This is a genomic window from Micrococcus sp. GPGPB33 (assembly GCF_037853785.1).
Taxonomy (GTDB): domain Bacteria; phylum Actinomycetota; class Actinomycetes; order Actinomycetales; family Micrococcaceae; genus Micrococcus; species Micrococcus luteus.
Genome location: NZ_JAQMWO010000002.1, coordinates 849,342 through 873,754, shown reverse-complemented (window position 1 = coordinate 873,754; position 24,413 = coordinate 849,342). Strand labels below are relative to the sequence as shown.

Sequence of the window (24,413 nt, the reverse complement as noted above, 5' to 3'; positions counted from 1 at the left end):
GGTCCGGCGGCGTGCCCACTCACGGGCCCCGGGTCCGCACACCTGAGACCTTCAGCCCGACCCGCCCCGGACCCTAGAGTGCGCCCATGGCGTCCACACAGCCCTCCCCCGTCCCCGCCGGTGCCACGCCGGCGTCCCACACCTCCCCCCTCGGCCTGTCCCTGCCGGACGGCCGGGGCCGTCGCGTCCTCGTCACCGGTGCCACCGGTTACGTGGGCGGGCGCCTCATCCCCGAGCTGCTCGCCGCCGGCTTCGACGTCCGGGCCGGCGCCCGGAACCCCTCCGACCTCGCGGACCGACCGTGGTCGGACAGCATCGAGGCGGTGGAGCTCGACCTCACCGAGGCGGACCTCGTCGAAGCCGCCATGCAGGACGTGCACACCGTGCTCTACCTCGTGCACTCCATGGGCGGGGGCGGCGACTTCGTGGCCCAGGAGCAGCGGATCGCGGACATCGTGGGCACCGCCGCGGACACGGCCGGCGTGGCCCAGCTCGTCTATCTCTCCGGCCTGCACCCGGACACGGTCCCCGTCGCGGAGCTGTCCGACCACATGCGCTCCCGCGCCCTCGTGGCCGAGCGTCTCGAGCGGGCGGCGACCCCGGCACTGACGTTCGAGGCCGGGGTGATCATCGGCTCGGGCTCCACCTCGTTCGAGATGATCCGCCACCTCGCCGAGCGGCTGCCCGTGATGCCCGGCCCGTCCTGGCTGAGGAACCGGGTGGAGCCGCTGGCCATCCGCGACGTCCTGTACTACCTCCTGCAGGCCTGCGCCCTCCCGGAGCCCGTGCAGCTGCGGGCCCAGATCGGCAACGGGCACCCCCAGCCGTTCGCGAGCGTGCTGGTGGACTACGCCAAGGCCGCCGGCCTGTCCCGGCGCATCGTGATCCCCACCCCGTTGCCCTTGAAGACCCTGGCGGGCTTCTGGATCGGCATGGTGACCCCCATCCCGGTCGCGGTGGCCCTGCCCCTGGCCGCATCCCTCGCCGAGGAGGCGGTCGTGGAGGACCGCTCGGTCCGCGACCTCATCCCGGACCCGCCGGGCGGGCTGACCTCCTACATGGACGCCGTGCGGCTGGCGCTGAAGCGGGAGAAGGAGGGCCCCCTGGACGTCACCTTCGACGCGGACCTCCAGAGCTCCGCGGACCCGGCCGCCCCCCTGCCCTCGGATCCCGAGTGGGCCGGCACCACGGTCTACACGGACGAGCGCGAGCGCGAGTCCGACCTGCCCGCGCAGGAGGTGTGGCCGGTGATCGAGTCGGTGGGCGGCGCCAACGGTTGGTATTCGACCCCGCTGCTGTGGAAGATCCGCGGGCTGATGGACAAGTTGGCCGGCGGGCCCGGCCTGACCCGCGGCCGGCGGGACCCGAACCACCTGCGACGCGGCGACGCCGTGGACTGGTGGCGGGTGGAGGACGTGGAGCCGGGGCGGCGGCTGACCCTGCGGGCGGAGATGAAGGCCGGCGGGCGGGCCTGGCTGCAGCTGAGCACCGAGCCGCGGGAGGGCGGAGGCTCCGTCTACCGCCAGCGGGCGGTCTTCATGCCGGACGGCCTGCTCGGACGCGCCTACTGGACCGCCATCCTGCCCTTCCACGCCGTGGTGTTCCCGGAGATGGCCGCGAACATCCTGGCCGAGGCCAGGCGCCGGCACGACGGCGGCGAGCGTCCCCGCACCCGCGGCCTGCTGCGGCCGCTGGTGGACCGGCTGCCCCTGCGTCGCAACCCGTTGGACAGGCGAGCCCGCGGCGCCGGCGGGGCTCAGTCGCGGGACTGACCGTCGGGGCCACGCCCCCAGTGGGGCCGGGGGCGTGACCGGGCCGCCCGGCGCAGCCACCGCCGCCCGGGGGACAGCCGGGCCCAGTTGACCTGCAGGGTGGTGACCGCCATCCGGCCCTGCCGCACCCGCTGGCGCAGGGAGTGGAAGATGCGCCCGGCGACCTCCACCCGCAGGTCCGGATCGAACCGGATCCGGCGGCCGGCCAAGGCCAGCTGGAAGGACAGGTCCAGGTCATCGTGCACGTCCCCGCGCTCGCGGTGGACGCGGGTCCGCACAGCCTGCCACGCCTCGGCGCGCAGGGCGCAGTTGGAGCCCCAGACGGGGGTGGCCGCCACCGCGGCGCCCGCCCCCCAGCGGTACGCGCCGGTGTAGAGCGCCGCCCGCACCTGTCCCCGGAGGCCGGGCTGGTCGTGGAAGGTCCCCGGCCCGGTGAGGGCGTCGAGCCCGGGGTCGGCGTCGAACCGGGCCACGATCCGTTCGAGCCAGTCCGCGGGCATCCGCGTGTCGGCGTCGCAGCGCACCAGCAGCTCCCCGACCGCGGCGTCCAGGCCGGCGGCCGCCGCGGCCGGGACCCCGCGGCGCGGCTCGTGCACCACCCGCGCGCCGGCGGCGCGGGCGAGCACCGCCGAGTCGTCCACGCAGCCGTTGTCCACCACCACCACCTCCAGCGCCGGCCGGCTCTGGGCGGCCAGCAGGGCGAGGCACACGCGCAGGTGCTCGGCGTCGTCGAGCACCGGGACGACCACGGAGACCGTGGGGCGGGCCGGGGTCACCGGGTGCGCTCCCGGCGCACGGCGAGGGCGGCGCCGATCCCGGCGCCGACGAGATCGGCGGCGAGGTCGCCGATGGTGTCCGTGTAGCCCACACCGATCTCGGGGGTCACCGCCGTGTGCCCCCACCATTCGGCCAGCTCCCACACCACGCCCAGGGCCACGGCGGCGGCCGCGATCCCCAGCCCGGCCAGGCCCGGGCCGAGCAGCGCCACGGTCTGCCCGGCCTCGGTCCCCCGACGCCGGAGCCATGCCCCCACCACCAGTGCCGTCAGGCAGGCGACCACGGCGGAGGCGGCGGCGTGCACGAGCAGGTCCAGCCACGGCACCCGTGGGTAGAGGCCGATGACGCTCAGCCACCCGGCCAGCAGCAGGACCGCCTGCGCGGCCCAGTCCAGGGCACCGCCCGGGGCGAGCCAGCGGGTGAGCCACTGGGAGCCGAACACGAGCAGCATCGCCGCCGCGGACGGCCATCCGGCGTGCACCGCCGCGACCGGGACGAGGATCAGGCCGAGCGCGCGCAGCAGGTCTGCGGGGATCAGCGGCAGCATGTCAGCGATCGTCCGGGTGGGGGCGGCGTCCCGGCCGAGGGCCGCGCCGACCGGCACGACCACGGCTCGTCAGCAGCAGCCAGAGCGCCGGCAGCAGCAGGGCGGAGCCGAGCGGGTAGGCGAAGTCCTCCACGGGCGCCTGGCCCACGTAGGCACCCACCAGCAGCTCACGGCCGTAGTCGAAGAGCCCCGCGGCGATCATCACGTTGTCGAAGACCGCCGTGAGGGCCCACAGGGCCACCAGGGTGGCCGCCACGGCCCGCAGGTGCTCGCCCCGCACGCGGCCGACGAGGGCGGCGCCCACGAGCACGGCCAGGGCGAAGCCCACGAAGACGAGGACGAGGTCGAGGAAGGTCACCGGCTGCCCCCGTCGGTCGGATCGGCCGGCGTCGCGGCACGGGCGTCACCTCGCCGGCCGCGCAGCAGGCGCAGCGCCCCGGTGAACAGCACCATCGTGATCTGGCTGAGGAAGAGCAGGAAGAACCCCTCCTCCAGGGGCAGCTGGGGGGCGAGCATCACCCCGGTCATGTAGGGCGACTGCCGGTGCAGGAACACGCCTTCGGCGATCCCCCACAGGTCCCAGGCGAAGAAGTAGGCCACCCCGGCGGCCAGCACCAGCAGCGCCGGGAGCGGGCGATGCCACAGGAACAGCTCGAAGCGCCGGTCCACCAGCAGCATGCAGCCGATGACACCCAGCAGGGCCAGCAGGTAGATCATGCCGCCGCCCCCCGGGTCAGCGCCCACCCGATCAGCAGCAGGGTCACGAGGAAGCCGGTCACGTAGTTCAGGGGGAGGAACAGCTGCCAGCCGCGGTGGGCCGCGCCCGAGGTGGCGTCCGTGACGCGGCGGAAGCGCAGGGTGTTCACCACGTAGGGCACGGCCAGCAGCGCCGCAAGCGGGCCCGGCGGGTCGGTGGCCAGCAGCAGCAGGCCCGCCGCCGCGTACAGGCCGGCGGCGAGCAGGACGGTGCGCCGAGCGCCCAGCACGGTGGCCACCGAGGCCAGGCCCCCCTCCCGGTCCGGCACCACGTCCTGCACCGCCCCGAACATCTGCGAGGCCATGCCCCACAGGAAGAACGCCCCCAGCAGCGCCGCCAGGGCGGGCGTGGGGGTCGCCCCGGCGAGCACGAGGCCGTAGACCGCGGGGGAGACGAAGTGGGTGGCGGAGGTCGCGGCGTCCAGGAAGGGCCGCTCCTTGAACCGCAGCCCCGCCCAGGAGTACGCCACCACCGCGAACAGGCTCACCGCCAGCACCAGCACGGCGGCCCACTCGCCCCGCACGGCGGACCAGCCCGCGAGCACGGCCACGAACGGCACGGGCAGCAGCACCGACCACGCCAGCACCCGGCGGCGCACCGCGGGGTCGCCCAGCACGGAGCCCTCCACGCCCCCCTTGCGGGGGTTGCGCAGGTCCGAGGCGAAATCGAACACGTCATTGATGCCGTACATGGCCAGGTTGTAGGGCACGAGGAAGAACACGACGCCCAGGACCACCAGCCACGCGGGCAGCCCCCCGGTCAGGATCGCGGCGGCGGCGAACGGGTAGGCCGTGTTCACCCAGCTGACCGGCCGGGACGCCCAGAAGAGGGTGCGGATCATGCGCCGCTCCCCCCGGGGCCCGCGGGCCGGGCCCTGCGCGCGTCGTGGCGCAGTTCGTCCCGGACCACTTCGGCGGAGATCAGGCACATGGGCACCCCGATGCCCGGGCGCACCGAGGAGCCCGCGTACATCAGGCCGGCCACGTCCGCGTCCCGCACCGAGGGACGGAACATGGCCGACTGCGCCAGCGTGTGCCCGGGGCCCAGCAGCGAACCCCGCCAGGCGTGCACGTCCGCGGCGAAGTCACCGGGCCCGTAGGTGCGCCGCACCACGATGCGCTCGGCCAGGTCCGGGATCCCGGCCCAGCGGGCCAGCTGGTCGAGGGCCCGGTCCGCCACGGCCTCCACCTGGGCGTCCCCGGCGCGGTCCACCCGCCAGCCCTCGCCGTCACGGACCCGGATGCCGCCGCGCCCCCACCCCGGCTCGGCGGGGGCCGGGACGAGGATGAAGAGGTTCTCGTCGCCCTCCGGGGCCACGCCCGGGTCCGTGGCGGAGGTGCGCGAGACGTAGATCGACGTGTCCGCGGCGAGGTCCTCTCCCCGCTCGATGCGCCCGAAGTTGTCCTCCCAGTCCGCCGTGAACAGCAGGGTGTGATGGGCCAGCTGGGGCAGGGATCCGCGCACCCCCACGCACACGAGCACGCCGGAGGGGCCGGGGTCGCGCCGGTCCCACGTGGACTCCGCGACGCGCCGGCCGGGAGGCAGCAGACGGGTCTGCACGTGGTGCAGGTCCGCGGCGGCCACCACCACATCGGCGTCGAGGCGTCCCGCGGCGCCGTCGTCGGACCGCCAGGCGACGCCGGTCACCTGGCCCGGGCGGCGACGTCGGCCCTCGTCCCCGCGGGCTGCTCCCGGCCTGGGCAGGCGGGCGGCCAGGCGTCCGAGGCGGCCGGCGGGGGCGGGACGGTCCACCACCTCGACGGCGGTCGCCTCGACCCCGGTGCGGATCTCCACGCCGGCCTCGCGCACGACCTCCGCCATGGCGTCCACGAGGGCCGCGAACCCGCCGAGGGGGTACTGCACGCCGTCGGCGAGGTCCAGATGGGACATCAGGTGGTACATGGCGGGGGCACGGTCGGGGGACGTGCCGAGGAAGACCGCCGGGTAGCCCAGGATCTGGCGCAGCCGGGGATCCTGGAAGCGGGCCGCCACGTGGGAGCGCAGGCCCCCCAGCAGCTGGGGCCCGAGGGCCGGCAGGGCGCGCAGGACGTCCGGGTGGGCCAGGGCGGCCGGCCGGCGGAAGTCCGTGTAGAGGAAGTGCTCCTTGGCGAGCCCGTAGATCCGGGACGCGGAGTCGAGGTAGGCCCGCAGCCGGCGCCCGGCGCCGGGCTCGAGGGACTCGAACAGCGTCTCCGCGTGGCCGGTGCGCACGTCCACGGGGGGCTCGTGGAGGTGCCCCTCGAAGTACACCCGGTAGCCGGGGTCCAGACGGCGCAGGTCCAGCCGTTCGGCGGCGGAGGTCCCCATGAGGCGGAACCAGCGGTCGATCACCTCGGGCATCAGGTACCAGGAGGGCCCGGTATCGAAGGTGAACCCCGCCTCAGACCAGCGTCCGGCACGGCCGCCCAAGACGGCGCCGCGCTCCAGCAGCGTCACCCGGTGCCCGTCGCGGGCCAACAGGCCCGCCGTGGCCAGTCCGGCGAACCCGCCGCCCACCACCACGGTGCGCGGGCCGAGAGCGGTGTCCCGGGCGCTCATCGGCGGCCTCCCCGGCGGCCCCGTGCCAGGACGCGGGCGGCGATCCGGGCCTTCTGATGGTCCGGCACCCGGACACGGCGGTGGGCCAGCTCGGCCGCCGGGGTCGCCTCGATCCGGTCCACCAGGGCCGCGAACAGTCCGTGCGCCAGGGCCACGGCGCGCCCGGCCCCGGGGTCCAGGACACGGATGCCGGGCAGGGCGGCGTCGAGGTCGGCGCGGACCTCGGCCACGAGCTCGGCCTTGCGGGCCTCGGTGAGCACGCCCGGTGCGGCACCGGGCAGGTAGGTGCGGCCCAGCTCGTGGTGGTCCGCGGCCAGGTCCCTGAGGAAGTTGACCTTCTGGAACGCCGCCCCCAGCCGGGAGGCCTGCGCGCGCAGCTCCTGCCGCTGGCCCGGGGTCCGGGCCCGCGTGCCGGGGAGGGAGAGGAAGACCTGCAGGCACATCAGCCCCACCACCTCGGCCGAGCCGTGGATGTAGGCGTCCAGCGACTCGGCGCCGTGCTCGCGGATCCCCAGGTCCGCGCGCATGGAGGCGAAGAAGGGACGGGTCAGCTCCGGGGTGATGCCGTGGCGACGGGCCACGTCGGCGAAGGCGTGCAGGACCGGGTCGGTGGCGAAGCCCGACGCCATCGCGGCCTCACACGCCCGCTCGTAGTCGTCCAGGGCGGCGCGGACCCCGGCCTCGTCGAGCCCGGCGGCCACCGCGACGCCGTCGACCACCTCGTCGGCGACGCGGACCATGGCGTAGATCGTGGCCACGTCCTGGCGTGCCTGCCGGGGCAGGGTGCGGCAGGCCCAGGAGAAGGACGTGGAGTAGCGGCGGATCACCTGGGCCGCTGCGGCGTGGGCCGTCCGCGTGTACAGCGCGGCAGGGCTCGGGGTGGGCGCGGCCATCTCAGGACCTCCGGGTCAGCACGGCGTGGCAGGCGTCGGCGAACTCCGCCCGGACCGTCTCGTCCAGGGGCAGGGCCGCGATGCGCTCGCGGGCGCGGACGGTGAGCTCGGCGGCGACGTCGAGGGCGTGCTCCCGGGCACCGGCCGCCTCGAGGGCGCGGCGGGCGGCCTCGATGTCCGCGGGGGTGGCCGGGCCCGCGTCGAGCAGGGCGCGGACGGCGGGGATGCGGCGGCCGTGGGCGGTGAGCACGGTGGCCTTGCCCTCGCGCAGGTCGCCGTCGGCGGACTTGCCGGTCTCCCCGGGATCGCCGAACACGCCGAGGACGTCGTCGATCACCTGGTAGGCGGCGCCGAGGTCGGCGCCGGCCTCGCCCATCGCCCGGGCGAGGTCGGGATCCGCCCCGGCCAGGAGGGCGCCGGCGCGCAGGGGCGCGCCGACCGTGTAGTGCGCCGTCTTGAGCCGTTGCATGGCGAGGATGCGGTCGGGATCGGGCTCCTCACCGGTGTGGCGGGACAGCCCCAGGAGCACGTCTTCGAGCTCGCCGGCCGCGGTCACGGCGGCGGCGTCGAAGACGACGGCGGCGGCCTCGGCGGCCCGGGCGGTGTCGGCGGCACAGGTGGCGGCGAGCCGGAACGCCTGGGTGAGCAGGACGTCCCCCGCGATGAGGGCGACGGCGACCCCGGCGTGGGCGGCGTCCGCGGCGGGCACCCCGCGGGCCTCGAGGCGGTGCCGGGCGGAGGCGTGCACGGCGGGCTGGCCGCGCCGCAGCACGTCCCGATCGATGACGTCGTCGTGGACGAGCAGCGCGGTGTGCAGCAGTTCGAAGGCGGCCCCGAGTCGGTCGACGGCAGCGCGGCCGGACGGAGGGACCGGGTCGGCGGTCGCCAGGCGCCAGCCGAGCTCGACGAGACGGGGGCGGATGAGCTTGCCGGCGCCCACATGGACGTGGAGCGAGTCGAGCAGCTCGGCGAAGGCGGCGGATCCGGGTGCCTGGGCCGCGGCATGTCGGAGCGCGGCGTCCAGCTCGGCGGTCACCCCGGAGAGCGCGGCCTCGCCGCCCGTCCTCGCTTCACCCATGGCGCCTCCTCGGTGGCGGACACGACGCGGCACCGACCGCCGCATCTGTTCGACCGTCTAACTTCTGGACGCAGAAGACACTACGGGCCGCGCCGGTCCCGCGTCCATGCGCGGCGGTCCCGGGCGGCGCGATCTCACGACGCACGGGGCCGCCGTCGGGATCAGGCGTCGGCGGACGCCGTCTCCAGGGTGATCTCCGGGTCCACGATCTGACCCTCCCACTCACCGGAGACCCCGTACACGACGCAGTGCTTCTCGTCGGTGCCGTAGTTGCCCAGCTCGGAGGAGGTCAGGACGGCCCCGTTCAGCTGGTCCTCCTTCTCCTCGCTCAGGCGCTGGGCCTGGGCGGTGCAGGTCTGGGCGGCGGCCGGGTCGGCCTCCTCGCCCTCGGCCACGGCCGGCACGGCCCACAGGTACTCCGCGGTGTGGGCGCCCTCGCAGTCGGTGGTCTCGAAGGAGGACAGGTCACGGGCGCCGAGCGGGGCGGTGAAGCACGTGCCGGCCTCGTAGTCGGCCGGGGCCGCGGACAGCGACGACGCCGAGGCGGACGACGACTCCGCACCCTGCGCGGACGCGGAGGCGGGCGCCGTCGTCGAGGCGGACGCGTCGGCGTCGGACGAGTCCTGACCGCCGCACGCGGTGAGGGCCAGCAGCGCGGCAGCGGACAGGCCGGCAAGACGGGCGGAACGGGACAGGGCGGCGAAGGCCATGGGGGTGCTCTCCTCGAGTGACGTGGGACGCGCCGGGGTGTGGCGCCGACCTCAGCACTCTAGCCACGCCCGGCCGTCGGGATCGGGCGGAGGTGACGTGGCCCACATCTGATGGGCGGCCCGGCTCGCCTGCCACACTGAGAGGCATGCAGACCCCGGCCACGCCCTCCCCGCACGACCGCCCCTCCCCCCTCGCCCGACCGTGGATGGCGGTCGCGGACGTCCCGGTCGCAGGACCCGACGACGTCGAGCGCGTGGTCCTGCTGTCCCCGGCGGGCGAGGCCGTGGGCACGGAGGCCAAGGCCACGGTCCACCGCCGCACCGAGGACGGCGGCACGCCCCTGCACCTGGCCTTCTCCTGTCACGTGTACGACGAGGCCGGCCGGTTCCTGCTCACCCGCCGGGCGCTGGGCAAGGCGGCGTTCCCCGGGGTGTGGACCAACGGGTTCTGCGGGCACCCCGGCCCCGGCGAGTCCCCGCGCGGAGGCCGTGCTGCGCCGCGCCCCGCAGGAGCTGGGCGTGGAGGTGTCCGACGTCGTCGAGGTGCTCCCCGACTTCCGCTACCGGGCCGCGGACGCCTCCGGCATGGAGGAGCACGAGATCTGCCCGGTGTTCCGGGCCCGGATGCACGGCGACCCCGCCCCGGAGCGGGACGAGGTCGCGGAGTGGTGCTGGGTGGAGCCGGCCGATCTGGCCGCCGCCCTGGCCGCCGTCCCCCGGGCGTTCAGCCCGTGGCTCGTGGAGCAGTGGCAGCAGGGGGCGTTCGACCCGCGGTGAGCGGCCGGCGCGGCGACGCCGCGCGGGCCGTCAGCGGCCGTTGACGTCGTCGAGGTGGGCGGCGGTGGACTGCACGGCCTCGTCCTGCCCCGGCTCGGCGTCGCCCTGCTGGCCCTGCTGCTCCTCGGCCAGGCGGCGGACCTCTGCGATGTCGAGGCCCTTGACCTGGTCGAGCAGCTGCTCGAGCGCGGTGCCCGGCAGGGCGCCGGCCTGGGAGAACACGAGCACGCCGCCGCGGAAGGCCATGAGCGTGGGGATGGAGGTGATGCCGGCCATCGCCGCCAGCTGCTGCTGGTCCTCCGTGTCGACCTTGGCGAACACGACGTCGTCGTGCTTCTCCGAGGCGGCCTCGAACACGGGGGCGAACTGGCGGCACGGGCCGCACCAGCCGGCCCAGAAGTCCACGAGCACGGTGTCGTTCTCGGCGACGGTGGAGCCGAACTCCTCGAGGGTCAGGTCCTTGGTGGCCACGGTGGGTCCTTTCGTCAGCGGGGCCGACGCGCTCACGCCGGCGATCGTCCTGCCGACCACAACGGACACCCCGCCGCACCTATTCCGCCCCACCCCACTTTCGTTCGGGAAACGGCGGCGTGTCCCGGCACTTTCGTTCGGGAAACGGGCGCCTTGCACGCACTGTCGTGGCCGAGACGGGAGCCGTCGTCGCCGCTTCCTAGACTGACCGCATGACCGCCACTCCCGCCCTGCCCCTGCTCGTGCTCAACGGCCCCAACCTGAACCTGCTCGGCACCCGCGAGCCCGAGGTCTACGGCACGGCCACCCTCGACGACGTCCGTGCGCTCACCGAGGCCCGCGCGGCCGAGCACGGGCTGACCGTGGACTTCCGACAGTCCAACCACGAGGGCGAGCTCATCGACTGGATCCAGGAGGCCCGCACCTCCCACGCGGGCGTCCTCATCAACCCCGCCGCGTACTCGCACACCTCCATCGCCATCCGGGACGCCCTCGCCGCCGTCGACCGGCCGATCGCCGAGGTGCACATCTCCAACGTCCACCGGCGCGAGGCGTTCCGGCACCACTCGCACGTCTCCGCCGTCGCCGACGTCGTGATCGCCGGGGCGGGAGTCCAGGGCTACGCCCTCGCCGTCGACTGGCTCGCCGCGGCTGTGCGCGGCTGAGCGCTGGTCAGGACCCGCCTGGCCGTGCCTAGGGTCGGTGGTACGAGCCGGTGGCCACATCAGGGCGCCGGCACCCGACGACGAAGGAGTCACGCCATGGGCACCCAGGATCCCCGCGCCCGTCTGCTCGAGAAGCTCGCGAAGGTGAACGTCTGCATGCTGACCACCGCTGAGCGGGACGGCACGCTCGTCACCCGCCCGATGGGCCTGCAACAGGCCGAGGACGGCGGCACGCTCTGGTTCCTCACGCGCGCCACCTCCGACGTCGCCGCGGACGCTCCGCAGCGCCCGGTCAACGTCGCCGTGCAGGACAAGGACTTCTGGGCCTCCCTCGCGGGCCACGGTCAGCTCGTCCGCGACGACGCGCGCAAGAAGGAGTTCTGGAACCCGGCCACCGAGGCCTTCTTCGGTGAGGGCTCGAGCCCCGAGGATCCGCAGATCGTGCTCGTGCGCGTGGACGTGCAGACCGCCCAGTTCTGGGAGTCCCCGGGCGCGGTGGCCACCGCCGTCGAGCTGGTCAAGGCCAAGGTCACCGGCGGGACCGCCGAGCCGGGCGACAGCGAGACCGTCCGCTTCTGACGGCGCTCCCCGACGCCGGCCCCGCGGCTTGCCCGAGGACGGGCCGGTGGGCGCCGCGCGCGGGGCCTCGGCAGGTCAGTCGACGTCCTCGGCCGCCAGCTGGCCGCATGCGCCGTCGATCTCCTTGCCACGGGTGTCGCGCAGGGTGGTGGGGATGCCGGCGGCGTTGAGCCGGTCCACGAACTCGCGCGTCACGTCCTTCTCCGAGGCGGTCCAGATGGAGCCCGGCGTCGGGTTCAGCGGGATCGGGTTCACGTGCACCCAGCCCTTGCCCCGGGCGTTGAGCTTCTTGGCCAGCAGGTCGGCGCGCCACGCGTGGTCATTCATGTCCTTGATGAGCGCGTACTCGATGGACACCCTGCGCCCGGTGGCCACGAAGTAGTCGTACGCGGCGTCGATCGCCTCGTCCGCCTTCCAGCGTGAGTTCACGGGGATCAGCTCGTCGCGCAGCTCGTCGTCCGGCGCATGCAGGGACAGCGCGAACGTCAGCGGCACGCCCTCCTCGGCCAGCTTCCGGATGGCCGGCACCAGGCCGACGGTGGACAGCGTGATGTTCCGCGCGGACATGCCCAGGCCCTCAGGCGAGGGGTCCACCATGCGGTGCACGGCGGCCATCACGCGCTTGTAGTTGGCCAGGGGCTCACCCATGCCCATGAACACGACGTTGGTGACGCGGTCGGCGTCGTGCCCGCCATCCTTGCGCTTGCCGCCCAGTCCGCCCTGGGCGATCACCTGGTTGGCCAGCACGATCTGCTCCACGATCTCCGCCGTGGACATGTTGCGGGTCAGCCCGGCCTGGCCCGTGGCGCAGAACGGGCAGTTCATCCCGCAGCCGGCCTGGCTGGACACGCACAGCGTCACGCGGCCGGGATACCGCATCAGCACGGACTCCACGAGCGCGCCGTCGAACAGCCGCCACAGGAACTTGATGGTGTCCCCGCGGTCGGTCTCCATGCGCCGGACCTCGGTGAGCAGCGGCGGGAAGAACGCCTCCGCGATCGCCTCCCGCTTGTCCTTGGGCAGGTCCGTCATCTGCTCCGGATCGGTGGTGTAGTGCTCGAAGTAGTGCACCGAGAGCTGCTTGGCGCGGAACGCCGGCAGCCCGATCTCCTTGGCCTTCTCCTGCCGCTCCTTCAGCGTGAGGTCGGCCAGGTGCGTGGGCGGCTGGGAGACGCGCGGCTGCTTGAACTGCAGCTGCGGTCGGCCGTCCGGGCCCATCGGCTGGGTCCAGCCCTCGGTCTTCGGCATCACCTGGGGGCGCTCGGCGGTGGCGGCCTCGCGGCGCTTGGGCGCGGAGAGCTGGTGGCCGACGCCGGCGCGGCGCATGCGCTCCCGGTCCTCGGCGAGCTGGCGCGCCTCGGACTCGTCGATCAGGCCGCGCTCGGGGCGGCCGAGGGCCGGCTTGCCGGCGCGGTCCCTCTGGCGGTTCGGGGTGGGCTTCGATCCGGGGCGGCGGGGCTGGTAGTCAGACATCGGCACCATTCTCCCAGACGGGGCGGACATCGCGGCGGGTCGCCTCCGCGACGACGGCGCCGCGCGGCTCCGGCATCCGGGACAGCCCGCGCAGGGCCCAGCCCACGACGACGCCGCGCACCGTCGCCGGCAGCGGCCGGTACACGGTGCGCGCCAGCCCCCAGAGGCGTGCCTCCCGGACGGAGTCCCGCCCGCTCCAGGACCAGCCGAGGCCGGCGCGCACGCGCCCCGGGAGGAGACCGGCGGTGACGAACCGGGCCAGGGGCATAGCCGCTCGCAGCGGCGCGGGGACGCCATGGCCGGAGAACAGGTCGGCGGCGACCCGCCGCGCGTCGTCCGTGACCTCGAGCCGGGCCACCCGGTCGTCCCAGTAGTCCGCGAACGCCGCGCGGTCGACCGGCCAGGCGGAGGCGGGGACCCCGAGGCTCGTGGCGAGCGGGGCGTACCCGCGGTAGAGGCGGTCGGCGTCCTCGGCGTCGAGGGCGCCCCACATCCGGCGGCGCACCTGCTCCCCCATCGCGTAGAGGGTGGCGGCCACCCAGAGCTGGGCGTCCGGGTCGGCGGCGTCGTAGGGCTGGCCTTCGGCGTCGACCCCGCGGACCGGGCGGTGCGCCGCCCGCACCCGGTCGACGACCGCGTCGCGCGCCGGCGCGGCCTCGGGGAGGGTGACCGCGTAGATGTAGGCGAGCGTGTGGCGGAGCCGGCGCATCGGGTCCTCGGTGAACCGGGAGTGGACGGCGACGCCGGCCCCCACCGGCCGGTGCGCCACCTGGAGCAGGATCGCCGCACCGGCGCCGGCGAGGATCACGGCCTCGCGGGCGAGGGCGGCCGCGGAGGTCGGGGCGGAGTGGCGGTCGGGGCGCATGGTCCCAGCCTCGCACCGGGCCGGGCGGAGGGGCAGGGGGCCGAGATGAACGGTGCCGTTCACCTTCTGTTCATCCTGCTGTTCGCCTGCCGCTCGTGGCACCTCGATCCGAAAACCGCATGATTGCGCTGATTTTGCGCCATCCAGGCATGTGTGGCGGAGTGCCTCAGGTCACGTTGGTGAACACGGAGTTGCACTCTGGGAGGAAATCTGTAAACTTGTTCACAAGCAGTTCACCTAGCGTTTACGGAACGCGAGGTCGGGACTCCACCGAACTCATCACCCGCGGCCCCGCCGCGACGATCCGCCGGACTCGTGGTCCGGCAACCGAAGGAGGTGCTCACCGTGAGCATCAACACGACCAGCCACCACCTGCCCACCGCCCCGAGCCCCCTCATGCAGCGCCACGTGCTCCAGCGCGTCGAGGAGACCCTCCTCCGCCGCTTCGAGGGCACCGTCACCGCCGAGACCGTCCGCTCGGTCGTCCGCGAGGTCGTCGCCGACCTCAAGCGCGGCGCCCGCATCACCACCTTCCTGCCGGCCCTCGCCGAGCGCGAGGCCACCCGCCGCCTCCAGGCCACGACGCCGGCCCACGAGGCCATGGCCGTCGCCGCCTGATCCCCCACACCGACGCGAAGACCCGTCGGCCCGCCCCGCGAGGGGCCGTGGCCGGCGGGTCTTCTCGCGTCCCAGACGCTTTCGTTCGGGAAACGGCGGGCCCCAGGACGCTTTCGTTCTGGAAACGGCGGGCCCCAGGACGCTTTCGTTCGAGAAACGGCGTCACCGCTCCTTGCTGACGAGGTCGACCGGCACGTCCGCTCCGGGGCGCCGTTCCATCGCCGCTCACGCGAATCCGGCGTGCGGCGCCGTTTCCCACACGAAAGCACCGCGACACGCCGCCGTTTCCCGAACGAAAGCGCGGGAGACCTCAGTCCTCGGCGACGCCCAGCGCTCGGCGCATCGGCAGGAACTTGGCCCGGATCTCCGTGACCTCCTCCTCGGGCACCGCTCCCGGGACCATCCCGCCCCCGGCCTGCAGCCGCACCCCGCCGGGCACCTGCTGGCCGCAGCGCAGTGCCAGGGCGATCTCGCCGTCGCCGTCCTGGTCCAGCCACCCGACCGGACCCGCATAGCGTCCGCGGTCCACGGGCTCGACCTCCGCGATCACCCGCACCGCGTCCGGCGTGGGGGTCCCGCCGACGGCCGCCGTCGGATGCAGCGCGGCCACCACGTCCAGCACGGTCCCCCGCCCGTCCCGCAGCCGACCGCGCACGGACGTGGCCAGGTGGTGCACGTTCGGCAGGGTCAGGACGGTGGGTGCGGGGTCGTCGTCGGCGAGGTCGACGACGGGCGCCAGCGCGTCCAGCACCGACCGCGCCGCCCAGCGATGCTCCTCCGCCAACCGCGGATCAGAGGCCAGCCGCTCCCGCAGCGCGGCGTCCTCCTCCTCGTCCGCGCCGCGCGGCATGGACCCCGCCAGCACCCGCGAGCCCACGAGCCCCGCGTGCCGCGTGGCGAGGACCTCGGGCGTAGCGCCCAGCAGCCCGCCGACGGCGAACACCCACGTCTGCGGGTACTCGCGGCGCAGGGCCCCGATCGCTCGCCACAGGTCGGCGTCGTCCGCGGGGACGGTCATCGTGCGGCTGATCACGACCTTCGCCAGCTCCCCGCCCGAGTCGGCCATCCGCGTCAGCAGCTCCCGCACGCCGGCCGCGTAGCCGGCGTCGTCCCAGGCGCGGTCGGCGACGTCGGCGGGCAGGGGCACCGCACCGTCGGCCAGCAGCCGGGCTGCACCGTCCGCGGCGACGGCGGCTGCGAGCGCGTCCGCGTCCACGTGCTGGGCCACGTCCCGCACGCCGGACGGCGTGGCGCGGCGCAGATCCGCGGGGATGCGCAGGACCGCGGGCTCGGGCGAGTCGTCGGCGAAGGTCGAGGAGATCCAGCCCCGCAGCGGGGCCGTCGCGTCCGGTCGCCCGGCGACGGCGGCCTGCCACAGCACGGAGAGCCGGCGGAGCCGGTCGGTGCCGTCCAGGAGCACGGTCCAGCCGCCCTCGCCCCGCCACGCGTCGTCCCCGTGCGCCCACAGCACCGCCCGGGCGAACGGGGGGACGGCGGCCTCGGGGGTCCCGGTCGCGGGGGTGCCGAGGTCCGGGAGCAGGGAGCGGACAGACATGGCCCCCATTCTCTCCCACCTCGGCGGACCCCCGCTCCGGGCCCGGGCCTCGGCCGCCACCCCGACGACGGCGGCGAGCGGCGTCGTCGTGCGCGGTGGGATCCCGCCAGGGCTTGCGCCGGCACACCCGCCGTCGCAGGGTGGGGGCACCTGTTCACCTCGCGTCCAGCCGACCGCCTTCCCCGGAGGACTCGCACCATGGCCCCCATCCCCCCGGACCCCCACGCCGATCACGCACCGGCGGTGGACGACATGCCGCTGGACACGCCGGCCGCGCCAGACACCCTCGCCGCGGTGGACCCCGTGCCGCACGGGATGGCCGCGCACGTGCTGGAGCGGGAGGTCGGGCCGCTGAGGGCGCGCTTCCCCGGCGTGGCCGACGAGGCGACGGTGCGTCAGCTCCTGTTCGACTCCTACGCCGAGCTCGCCGCGACGAGCCGCCACCCGGAGATGCTGCCGACCACCGCGGTGCAGCATGCCGCCTCGCGCCTGCGCGCAAGGGCGATCAACCAGGGCAGCATCGAGTCCCGCCACCCGCGCGTGCTGTTCGTCTGCCACGGCAACGCCGGCCGCTCGCAGATGGCCGCGGCCCTGCTCGAGAACCGCACCCACGGCGAGGTCAGGGCCCGCTCGGCCGGCACGGAGCCCGCCGGCGAGGTCATCTCCACCGCGTTCGAGGCGATGAACGAGATCGGCATCCCGCTGCACCACACGTACACCAAGGGTCTGGACCCGGACGTGCTCCGGGCCGCCGAGATCGTGGTGCTCTTCGACGGCGCGGATCCGTTCGAGATCCCCGAGGGCGCACAGGTGCAGAACTGGTCCGTGCCGTCGATCCGCGGCATGAGCCTCGAGCAGGTGCGCGGCGTGCGCGACGCCCTGGACCTGCAGGTCCGCGGTCTGATCGCCGATCTGGGGGAAGCCGCCGCCGCCCCGCTGCCGAGCGCGGACACCCGCGCCGGCTGACCCCTTGACCTATACCCCCCTGGGGTATAGAACAGGGGGTATGAGCACGGACAGCACGACGACGGCGCCCGCCGCCGCCTCGCCCCTCCCGTCCGCCGCGGCGGACGCCTGCGACGGCCACCGGCCCCCGCACCAAGTCCACCGGGACAAGGCGAAGCACCTGGCGCGACTGCGCCGCATCGAGGGGCAGGTGCGCGGCCTCCACCGCATGGTGGACGAGGACGTGTACTGCATCGACATCCTCACGCAGGTCGCCGCCGTCACGAAGGCGCTGCAGTCCCTCAGCCTGAACCTCACCTCGGAGCACCTGCGTCACTGCGTGGCCGAGGCCGCGGTGCAGGCCGAGGCGGAGGGCCGCACCGAGCTCATCGACGAGAAGGTCGCCGAGGCGACGGCCGCCCTCGGCCGCCTGCTGCGCTGACCGGCGCCGTCGCCCACCCACCACCGCACGAGGAGTTCGAGATGACCACCACCGACCTGAAGATCACCGGCATGACCTGCGGCCACTGCGTCGCCTCCGTCCGGGAGGAGCTCGGTGAGATCGCCGGCGTCTCCGCCGTGGACGTCGACCTGAACACCGGGGGCGTGTCCACCGCCACCGTCACCTCCGAGGGCCCCCTCGACCCCGCCGCCGCGCGCGCCGCCGTCGAGGAGGCCGGCTACACGCTGGTGGAGGCCTGACCCCATGACCCACCCCGCCTCCTCCACCCCGGCCGGCCCGCCGGACGAGACCACCCGCCGCGTCGACCTGGACGTCACCGGCATGACCTGCGCCTCGTGCGTGGGTCGCGTCGAACGCAAGCTGGGCAAGCTCGAGGGCGTCACGGCGTCCGTGAACCTGCCGCTCGAACAGGCCACCGTCACCGCGCCCGCCGGCGTGTCGGACGAGGAGCTCGTGGCCGCCGTCGAGAAGGCCGGGTACGGCGCCACGGTGCGCCGTCCCGCCCCGCCGGCCGGGCACGCGGGGCACGCCGGGCACGGCGGGCACGCGCACACCTCCGAGCACGGCGAGGGCCACGGCGAGGAGCACGCCGCGGACCATGACGGCGTGGACCACCACGACCACATGGCCCACGGGCCGAGCGAGGACGTGCTGAAGCCCCGCCTGATCGGCGCGGCCCTGCTGACCGTGCCGCTCGTGCTGATCTCCATGGTCCCGGCGCTGCAGTTCCCGCACTGGGGCTGGGTCGCGTTCGCCCTGGCGGCACCCGTGGCGCTGTGGGCGGCGTGGCCGTTCCACTCGGCGGCGTTCCGCGCGGCCCGGCACGGCTCGTCGACGATGGACACCCTCGTGTCCCTGGGCGTGCTCGTCTCCTTCTTCTTCTCGGCCGTGGAGCTGATCCTGGCGCCGGACATGACGGCCCACGTGGGCGGGACCATGGCGGAGATGGCCCACCACAGCCTGTACTTCGAGGCGGCCGCAGTCATCACCACGTTCCTGCTGCTGGGCCGCTGGCTCGAGGCCCGCGCCAAGCGTGAGGCCGGCGCCGCGCTGCGCGCGCTCCTGGACCTGGGCGCGGCCCGGGCCACCCTCTACGACCCCGAGACCCACGACGAGCGCACGGTGCCCGCCGAGTCCCTCGCGCCGGGCGACGTCGTGCTGATCCGCCCCGGCGAGAAGGTGCCCACGGACGCCGAGGTGCTCGAGGGCACCTCCGCCGTGGACGCCTCCCTGCTCACGGGCGAGTCCGTGCCCGTGGAGGTCGGCCCCGGGGACGCCCTCACCGGCGCCACCCTGAACACCTCGGGCCGGCTCGTGGCCCGCGCGACGCGCGTCGGCTCGGACACGACGCTCGCCCAGATGGGGCGGCTCGTCTCCGAGGCGCAGACCGGCAAGGCCCGCGTGGCCCGGCTGGCCGACCGGATCTCCGCCGTGTTCGTGCCGATCGTGCTCGGGATCGCCGTGCTGACCTTCGTGGTGTGGATGCTCGTGACCGGCGACCTGCCGTCCGCGCTGCGCGCCGGCGTGGCCGTGCTCGTGATCGCGTGCCCGTGCGCCCTCGGCCTGGCGACCCCGGTCGGCCTCCTGGCCGGCACCGGCCGCGCCTCGCAGCTGGGCATCCTCATCCGCGGCCCCGAGGTGCTCGAGGACTCGCGCACCGTGGACACGATCGTGCTGGACAAGACCGGCACCGTGACCGAGGGACGCATGGCGCTGGCGGACGTGCTCGTCCTCGACCCCGCTTTCGTGGCCGAAACGGGCGCCTCCCGGAGCGCTTTCGTTGACGAAACGGCGCCGGACCAGGCCGCCGACGTCCTGCTGACCCTGGCGGCCGCCGTCGAGCGCGGGTCCGAGCACCCGATCGCCCGCGCGATCGTGGCCGGCGCCGAGGAGCGTGGCCTGACCGTGCCCGGCGTGGCGGACTTCGCCTCCACGGCCGGCGGCGGCGTGTCCGGGCTGGTCGCCCTCCCCCACGACGACGGCGCACCCGGCTCCGGCGCGCACGGCGCCGCCGGCCCGGATCCGGTCCGCGTGGCCGTCGGCCGCGGCTCCGTCCTCGAGACCGCCCTCGACGGCGGCATCCTCGCCGAGCACCGGGCCGCGTTCGAGGCGGCGGAGCAGGCCGGCGCCACGGCCGTGTGGGTCGCGGTCGGCGGCCGCGTGGCGGGCGTCCTGTCCGTCCGGGACACCGTGAAGGACACCTCGGCGGACGCCATCGCCCGGCTCAAGGAGCTCGGCCTGCGCCCGCTGCTGGTGACCGGGGACAACGCCGCCGTCGCCACCCAGGTGGCGGCCGCCGTCGGGATCCCGGCCGAGGACGTGGTGGCCGGCGTGCGCCCCGAGGACAAGGTGGACGTGGTGACGCGCCTGCAGTCCGAGGGCGCCGTGGTGGCCATGGTGGGCGACGGCGTCAACGACGCCCCGGCGCTCGCCGCGGCGGACATGGGCATCGCCATGGGCTCGGGGACGGACGTGGCCCGCGAGGCCGCGCAGATCACCGTGATGGGCGACGACCTGCACCAGGTGGTCCAGGCGCTCGACCTGAGCCGCCGCACCCTGGGGATCATCCGGATGAACCTGTTCTGGGCGTTCCTCTACAACGTGCTCGGCATCCCGGTCGCGGCCCTGGGCCTGCTCAACCCGATGATCGCCGGCGGCGCGATGGCGGCCTCGAGCGTGCTCGTGGTGCTGAACTCGCTGCGGCTCACCCGCTACGCGCGCTGAGCCGGGGCGGGGCCGTGCGCGGGCCGGGTCCACCCCGGCCCGGCCGGCCGGTCAGGGCAGGCATTCGCGGGAGTACTCGAGCCACTGCTCGAGCTCCCCGGACTCCTCCCAGAGCTGGTAGAGCTCGGAGCAGGAGGGCTCGCGGATGACCACGCCGATCAGCTCGCGCAGGGTCTCGACGTCCTCGTCCGAGAACTGGTCGATGAAGGCGGTGAGGTCCACCTCGTCCGTCTCCGCGTGCTCGAGCAGGGCCTCGAGGTCCGCGTGGTCCTCGTTCCGGGCGATCCGCACGAGCGCCCCGAGGGTGAGGAGTGCGGCGCCCTGGCTCGCGGTCAGGTGGCCCTCGTCCTCGTCGCGACGGAAGTTCTTGCGGAACTCGTCCAGGTCGAAGGTGCCGTCGAGGACCTCGTCCACGATGTCCAGCGCGGTGTCGTTCTGGAAGACGTTTCTGCCCCATGCGCCCATGACCTGACCCTAGGCCCGGGGCGGGCCCCGGCAAGAGTCCTGTGGTGTCCCGCCGAGGGGTGCCGTCGCCTCCGCTTCCGGTGTCCGCGGCGGTTCCTAGACTGGGCGGCATGAGCACCGAGCCGACCCCCTCGTCCGCCACCCCCGAGACCGAGTCCGCCGCCGCGCCGTCGTCGTCCGGGCTGCCGCAGGCCGCCCCGCAGGCGGCGTGGCCCGAGCGCGTGGAGACCGGCGAGCACCAGGTGTCCTACCGGGCCACCGTGGCCGCGCCGGCGCACGAGCTGTGGGCGATGCTCGCGGACCCGCACCGCCATCACGAGGCGGACGGGTCCGGGACCGTGCGGCCGAAGGTGAGCGGGCCGCACCGGCTGGCCGTGGGCGACCGGTTCCGCGTGGCCATGCGGAAGTACGGGGTGCCGTACACGATGACGCTGACCGCCACCGCCGTGGACGAGGACGAGCTCGTGGAGTGGGCCCACCCGGGCGGACACCGGTGGCGCTGGGCGTTCCAGGACAACGGGGACGGCACCACCGAGGTCACCGAGACCTTCGACTACTCGTGGGCCCGGCCGGCCGTGCGCCGCGCGTACGAGCTGCTGCGCGTGCCGGCGGACAACGGGCGGGGCATCCAGTCGAGCCTCACGCGGCTGGCGGGCCGCCACCTCTGAACCGACCGCGTCTCCGCACTTTCGTTCGGGAAACGGCGGCGTGTCGGCGCACTTTCGTGCGGGAAAAGGTCAGCCCTCGCGCCGTTTCCCGAACGAAAACGCGCTGACGACCGCCGTTTCCCGAACGAAAGCGGGGGGGGGTGCGGGGGTCAGACGGCGGACCAGTGGGTCGCGGCCGGCGGCTGCGCCAGGTGCGGGGTGACGAGCGCACGCCACGCGAGGAACGCGTCGGACTCGCGGAAGGCCACGGTGTGGTCCTCGAGCGTGCGCCAGCCGATCAGCAGCCGGTAGCGCGCCGGGTCCTCCACCTGCCGGGACAGTGCGAAGGACGTCGCGCCCTTGTCCCGGAACAGCGGCTCGGCCTCGGCGACGGCGGCCTCGAACGCCGCCTCCGCCCCCGCGGCCACGTGCAGCTCCACCGACTCGACGACCGGCCCGGCCGTCGTCGCGTCCTGCCCGGCGCTCACGCGTGCACCCGCGGGCTCGTGGAGTGGCCGGTGAACCAGGCGACGAGCTGGCCGTCCGCCTCGATGCCGACCTCGATCATGCGGTCGCGGCCGAACTCCACCGACTGGCGGGCGGTCGCCACGAGGTGCGCGCCGAGCCTGGCGGGCGCCACGTAGGTGATCTCGGCGCGCCGGGTGACGGGGGCGGCGCCGAAGGTCGCCACGCAGTACGCCAGCGCCGAGTCCGCGAGGTGGAACAGGAAGCCGCCGTGGCAGATCTCGTGGGAGTTCACCATGTCCGCGGTGACGTCGCGGTGCAGCACCACGCGCCCCTCGGCCACCTCGCCGAGGGTGACGCCGTGCTCGCGCACCGCGGGGTCGTTCGCGTAGATCTCCTCGAGGCGGGCGAGGATCTCGTCCCGGCTCTGGCCGGACGAGCTCTGGGGGTCTCAGTCATGGGCCCATTGTGTCGCAGGTCTGTGTCGCAGGTCGCGCCGCCCCGCGCCTAGGTGTTGTGGGTCATGAGGTTCTTGACATGGGTACCGGGCTGAGATGAGACGAGTGGGCCTCTCCCGCAGGATGGAAGTTCCTACACCACCGACCTGCCAGAAGAGACCCGCTCATGACTCACGCTAACGCACCCCTGACTCCCACCGGCCGTCTCAGGATGGTCCACCGCCACCTGCACGACGGGATCCCGCAGGCGCACGTGGCCGCCGAGTTCCGGGTGAGCCGGCCCACGGTGGCCACTTGGGTCGCCCGCTACCGCGCCCAGGGAGAAGCCGGCCTTCAGGACCTGCCCAGCCGGCCGCACCGTTCACCTGCCCAGCTCGATCCGGTCTTGGTCGCCCAGATCCACGCCCTGCGGCGGGAGCGCAAGTGGTCCGCACGGCGCATCCATCACTACCTCGTCTCCGAGGGCCACCGGGTGTGTCTTCGTACCGTGGGACGGTGGCTGCACCGACTCGGGATCTCCCGCCTACGGGACCTGACCCCGGCCGGAGAAGACCTGCGCCAACGACCCCAGAAGATCACCGCGAGAGGGCCGGGGCACATGGTGCACCTGGACGTGAAGAAGATCGGGAAGATCCCAGACGGGGGCGGCTGGCGCACCCACGGACGTGAAAGTGAAGCAGGCCGTGCTTCCAAGCGCGGGCCTGGCCGGCGGGTCGGGTACACCTATCTGCACTCGGCGATCGACGGGTTCACCCGGCTGGCCTACACCGAGGCGTTGGAGGACGAGCGGGCGGCCACGACCGTGAGCTTCTACTGCCGGGCGAGGGCGTTCTTCGCCGCCCACGGCATCACCGTGGACCGGGTGATCACGGACAACGGAAACAACTACCGGGCTGCGGACTTCACCGCCAAGGTGGTCTCGCTCGGGGGCCGGCACCACCGGATCCGCCCCTACACCCCGCGCCATAACGGGAAGGTGGAGAGGTACAACCGGCTGATGGTCGATGAGGTCCTCTACGCCCGCCCGTATACCTCAGAGACAGCTCGGCGTGAGGCGCTGGCCGTGTGGGTGAACCACTACAACTACCATCGGCCTCATACCTCCTGCGGGAACGCCCCGCCGGCCTCGTTGGCACCGGCCCGAGTCAACAACGTCATGCCCTCCTACACCTAGGGTGGCGGCGTGACGCAGACCCCCTCCACCCCCGTGCGCCTCCGCGCCCGCGACGGCTTCGTGCTCGCGGCCCGCCACTTCGCCCCCACGACGACGACGCCCCCGGCCCGGCCCGCCGGCGCGGTGGTGATCGCCTCGGCGACCGGGGTGAAGGCCACGTACTACCGGCGCTACGCGGAGTTCCTCGCCGGCCACGGGTTCCACGCGGTCACGTTCGACTACCGGGGCGTCGGGGAGTCCCGTGAGCCGTTCGCCGTGGCGCGGCGGGCGCGGTGGGCGGACTGGGGCGCCCTCGACGCGGACGCCGTGCTCGGCTGGGCCCGGACGCGCCTGCCCGGCCCCCTCCTGACGGTGGGCCACAGCTACGGCGGGTTCGGCATCGGGCTCGCGGACGAGGCGCGGCATGTGGCCCGGCACGTGGCCGTCGGCGGGCAGCACGCCCACTGGCGGGACTACCGGGCGCGGCCGGGGCGTGCACGGATGTGGGCGCGGTGGCACGCGGCGATGCCGGCGATCACGCTGGCCCGCGGGCACTTCCCGGGGCGGCGGCTCGGCTGGCTCGAGGACCTGCCGCGCGGGGTCGCCCTGGACTGGGCGCGCAGTCGCCGCGACTTCACCGCGAGCGCCCGCACCGGCGCCGGCCGGGACGAGCTGCGCCGTCGTCTGGCCGCGTTCACGGCGGACGCGCTGATCGTGGCGCCCGTGGACGACGACTTCGGCACCGACGCCGCCCTCGACCGCGCGGACGCCTACTCGCCGGGTCGGCAGACGGTGCGCTGGCGGGTGCGGCCGGAGGAGCTCGGTGTCGCGGAGATCGGGCACTTCGGACTGTTCCACGCGCGGTTCGCGCCGGCCTTCTGGCCGGCCACGCTGGAGTGGCTGCGCGACGGCGTCGCCCCGGCCGCGGCCCGCTGAGGCTCGCGCACCGGAATCGCTGCGGCCCGTCCCGTCCCCGCTACGACGACGGCGGCCGCCCCGGCCCGGGTCTCCGGGCGGG

At 74.6% G+C, this 24,413-nt stretch carries 27 protein-coding genes and 1 pseudogene; 12 read left to right on the top strand and 16 right to left on the bottom strand.

Annotated features, from left to right (window positions below; all coding sequences use genetic code 11):
* The first annotated feature begins 86 nt into the window (after positions 1-86).
* On the top strand, positions 87-1,772 hold the full coding sequence (locus POD19_RS04215) for an SDR family oxidoreductase (protein WP_044659278.1): 1,686 nt from the start codon (positions 87-89) through the stop codon (positions 1,770-1,772).
* On the opposite strand, the gene crtX is transcribed toward POD19_RS04215, so the two are convergent.
* From crtX to POD19_RS04170, 9 genes are all read right to left on the bottom strand, one after another.
* The gene (crtX, locus tag POD19_RS04210; RefSeq protein ID WP_036384352.1) at positions 1,757-2,548 is read right to left on the bottom strand and encodes a C50 carotenoid glucosyltransferase CrtX; all 792 of its coding nucleotides are present in this window, start codon (positions 2,546-2,548) and stop codon (positions 1,757-1,759) included. The genes POD19_RS04215 and crtX overlap by 16 nt on opposite strands.
* Positions 2,545-3,096 (bottom strand): hypothetical protein, encoded by a 552-nt coding sequence (locus tag POD19_RS04205; protein WP_180949560.1) that lies wholly within the window; start codon positions 3,094-3,096, stop codon positions 2,545-2,547. Before POD19_RS04205 ends, crtX begins: the two co-directional genes overlap by 4 nt.
* A gap of 1 nt (position 3,097) precedes the next feature.
* Positions 3,098-3,454, bottom strand: a complete 357-nt coding sequence (gene crtYh, locus POD19_RS04200; RefSeq protein WP_036384348.1) for a C50 carotenoid gamma-cyclase subunit beta CrtYh — start codon at positions 3,452-3,454, stop codon at positions 3,098-3,100.
* The gene (gene crtYg / locus POD19_RS04195; RefSeq protein WP_036314902.1) at positions 3,451-3,840 is read right to left on the bottom strand and encodes a C50 carotenoid gamma-cyclase subunit alpha CrtYg; all 390 of its coding nucleotides are present in this window, start codon (positions 3,838-3,840) and stop codon (positions 3,451-3,453) included. Before crtYg ends, crtYh begins: the two co-directional genes overlap by 4 nt.
* Positions 3,810-4,694 (bottom strand): prenyltransferase, encoded by an 885-nt coding sequence (locus POD19_RS04190; protein ID WP_036384345.1) that lies wholly within the window; start codon positions 4,692-4,694, stop codon positions 3,810-3,812. Before POD19_RS04190 ends, crtYg begins: the two co-directional genes overlap by 31 nt.
* Positions 4,691-6,391 carry a phytoene desaturase family protein gene (gene crtI, locus POD19_RS04185; protein ID WP_101966188.1) on the bottom strand — a complete coding sequence of 567 codons (1,701 nt, stop codon included), beginning with the start codon at positions 6,389-6,391 and terminating at the stop codon, positions 4,691-4,693. Before crtI ends, POD19_RS04190 begins: the two co-directional genes overlap by 4 nt.
* Entirely contained in the window at positions 6,388-7,284 is an 897-nt protein-coding gene (locus tag POD19_RS04180; RefSeq protein WP_063189943.1) for a phytoene/squalene synthase family protein, read from the bottom strand. Before POD19_RS04180 ends, crtI begins: the two co-directional genes overlap by 4 nt.
* A gap of 1 nt (position 7,285) precedes the next feature.
* A complete protein-coding gene (locus POD19_RS04175; protein ID WP_010079993.1) occupies positions 7,286-8,362 on the bottom strand; it encodes a polyprenyl synthetase family protein in 1,077 nt (358 codons plus the stop codon).
* A 161-nt stretch (positions 8,363-8,523) separates the two neighbouring features.
* Complete coding sequence (locus tag POD19_RS04170; RefSeq protein ID WP_020626537.1) at positions 8,524-9,072, bottom strand: hypothetical protein; 549 nt, start codon at positions 9,070-9,072, stop codon at positions 8,524-8,526.
* Positions 9,073-9,218: 146 nt separating this feature from the next.
* Here POD19_RS04170 and idi point away from each other — a divergent pair.
* Positions 9,219-9,849, top strand: a pseudogene (gene idi / locus POD19_RS04165) (isopentenyl-diphosphate Delta-isomerase).
* 30 nt (positions 9,850-9,879) lie between these two features.
* Here the strand turns inward: idi and trxA are convergent.
* Positions 9,880-10,320: a thioredoxin gene (gene trxA, locus POD19_RS04160; protein WP_051995255.1), complete on the bottom strand. Its 441-nt coding sequence runs from the start codon at positions 10,318-10,320 to the stop codon at positions 9,880-9,882.
* A gap of 212 nt (positions 10,321-10,532) precedes the next feature.
* Between trxA and aroQ the strand changes: the two genes are divergently transcribed.
* Positions 10,533-10,985, top strand: coding sequence for a type II 3-dehydroquinate dehydratase (gene aroQ / locus POD19_RS04155; RefSeq protein WP_100058711.1), 453 nt, complete (start codon positions 10,533-10,535; stop codon positions 10,983-10,985).
* A 96-nt stretch (positions 10,986-11,081) separates the two neighbouring features.
* Positions 11,082-11,564, top strand: a complete 483-nt coding sequence (locus POD19_RS04150; protein WP_044659290.1) for a pyridoxamine 5'-phosphate oxidase family protein — start codon at positions 11,082-11,084, stop codon at positions 11,562-11,564.
* A 75-nt stretch (positions 11,565-11,639) separates the two neighbouring features.
* Here the strand turns inward: POD19_RS04150 and rlmN are convergent, their stop codons facing one another.
* Positions 11,640-13,037: a 23S rRNA (adenine(2503)-C(2))-methyltransferase RlmN gene (rlmN, locus tag POD19_RS04145; RefSeq protein ID WP_069941386.1), complete on the bottom strand. Its 1,398-nt coding sequence runs from the start codon at positions 13,035-13,037 to the stop codon at positions 11,640-11,642.
* Positions 13,030-13,902 (bottom strand): oxygenase MpaB family protein, encoded by an 873-nt coding sequence (locus POD19_RS04140; RefSeq protein WP_144819168.1) that lies wholly within the window; start codon positions 13,900-13,902, stop codon positions 13,030-13,032. The genes rlmN and POD19_RS04140 overlap by 8 nt, the downstream gene beginning before the upstream one ends.
* Before the next feature lie 345 nt (positions 13,903-14,247).
* Here POD19_RS04140 and POD19_RS04135 point away from each other — a divergent pair, with 345 nt between their 5' ends.
* The gene (locus tag POD19_RS04135; RefSeq protein WP_223247481.1) at positions 14,248-14,520 is read left to right on the top strand and encodes a three-helix bundle dimerization domain-containing protein; all 273 of its coding nucleotides are present in this window, start codon (positions 14,248-14,250) and stop codon (positions 14,518-14,520) included.
* 310 nt (positions 14,521-14,830) lie between these two features.
* Here the strand turns inward: POD19_RS04135 and POD19_RS04130 are convergent, their stop codons facing one another.
* Positions 14,831-16,075 carry an isochorismate synthase gene (locus POD19_RS04130; RefSeq protein WP_102708757.1) on the bottom strand — a complete coding sequence of 415 codons (1,245 nt, stop codon included), beginning with the start codon at positions 16,073-16,075 and terminating at the stop codon, positions 14,831-14,833.
* A 198-nt stretch (positions 16,076-16,273) separates the two neighbouring features.
* Between POD19_RS04130 and POD19_RS04125 the strand changes: the two genes are divergently transcribed.
* The 4 genes from POD19_RS04125 to POD19_RS04110 are packed head-to-tail and all read left to right on the top strand — an operon-like array spanning position 16,274 to position 20,207.
* Positions 16,274-17,041, top strand: coding sequence for an arsenate-mycothiol transferase ArsC (locus tag POD19_RS04125; RefSeq protein WP_102708756.1), 768 nt, complete (start codon positions 16,274-16,276; stop codon positions 17,039-17,041).
* Between the two features lie 40 nt (positions 17,042-17,081).
* Positions 17,082-17,462 (top strand): metal-sensitive transcriptional regulator, encoded by a 381-nt coding sequence (locus POD19_RS04120; protein ID WP_100058590.1) that lies wholly within the window; start codon positions 17,082-17,084, stop codon positions 17,460-17,462.
* A gap of 41 nt (positions 17,463-17,503) precedes the next feature.
* Entirely contained in the window at positions 17,504-17,722 is a 219-nt protein-coding gene (locus POD19_RS04115) for a heavy-metal-associated domain-containing protein (RefSeq protein WP_100058589.1), read from the top strand.
* Between the two features lie 4 nt (positions 17,723-17,726).
* Positions 17,727-20,207, top strand: a complete 2,481-nt coding sequence (locus POD19_RS04110; protein ID WP_144819169.1) for a heavy metal translocating P-type ATPase — start codon at positions 17,727-17,729, stop codon at positions 20,205-20,207.
* 51 nt (positions 20,208-20,258) lie between these two features.
* Here POD19_RS04110 and POD19_RS04105 read toward each other — a convergent pair whose 3' ends face one another.
* Positions 20,259-20,672: a DUF4259 domain-containing protein gene (locus tag POD19_RS04105; protein ID WP_036316745.1), complete on the bottom strand. Its 414-nt coding sequence runs from the start codon at positions 20,670-20,672 to the stop codon at positions 20,259-20,261.
* A gap of 110 nt (positions 20,673-20,782) precedes the next feature.
* Between POD19_RS04105 and POD19_RS04100 the strand changes: the two genes are divergently transcribed.
* Positions 20,783-21,340: an SRPBCC family protein gene (locus POD19_RS04100; protein ID WP_144819170.1), complete on the top strand. Its 558-nt coding sequence runs from the start codon at positions 20,783-20,785 to the stop codon at positions 21,338-21,340.
* Positions 21,341-21,489: 149 nt separating this feature from the next.
* Here the strand turns inward: POD19_RS04100 and POD19_RS04095 are convergent, their stop codons facing one another.
* Positions 21,490-21,807 (bottom strand): putative quinol monooxygenase, encoded by a 318-nt coding sequence (locus POD19_RS04095; protein ID WP_020624654.1) that lies wholly within the window; start codon positions 21,805-21,807, stop codon positions 21,490-21,492.
* On the bottom strand, positions 21,804-22,157 hold the full coding sequence (locus POD19_RS04090; RefSeq protein ID WP_340309341.1) for a hotdog fold thioesterase: 354 nt from the start codon (positions 22,155-22,157) through the stop codon (positions 21,804-21,806). Before POD19_RS04090 ends, POD19_RS04095 begins: the two co-directional genes overlap by 4 nt.
* A gap of 251 nt (positions 22,158-22,408) precedes the next feature.
* On the opposite strand from POD19_RS04090, the gene POD19_RS04085 reads away from it, so the two are divergent.
* Positions 22,409-23,416, top strand: a complete 1,008-nt coding sequence (locus tag POD19_RS04085; protein WP_043279157.1) for an IS481 family transposase — start codon at positions 22,409-22,411, stop codon at positions 23,414-23,416.
* A gap of 9 nt (positions 23,417-23,425) precedes the next feature.
* The gene (locus POD19_RS04080) at positions 23,426-24,331 is read left to right on the top strand and encodes an alpha/beta hydrolase family protein (protein WP_020624651.1); all 906 of its coding nucleotides are present in this window, start codon (positions 23,426-23,428) and stop codon (positions 24,329-24,331) included.
* The last annotated feature ends 82 nt before the right edge of the window (positions 24,332-24,413 follow it).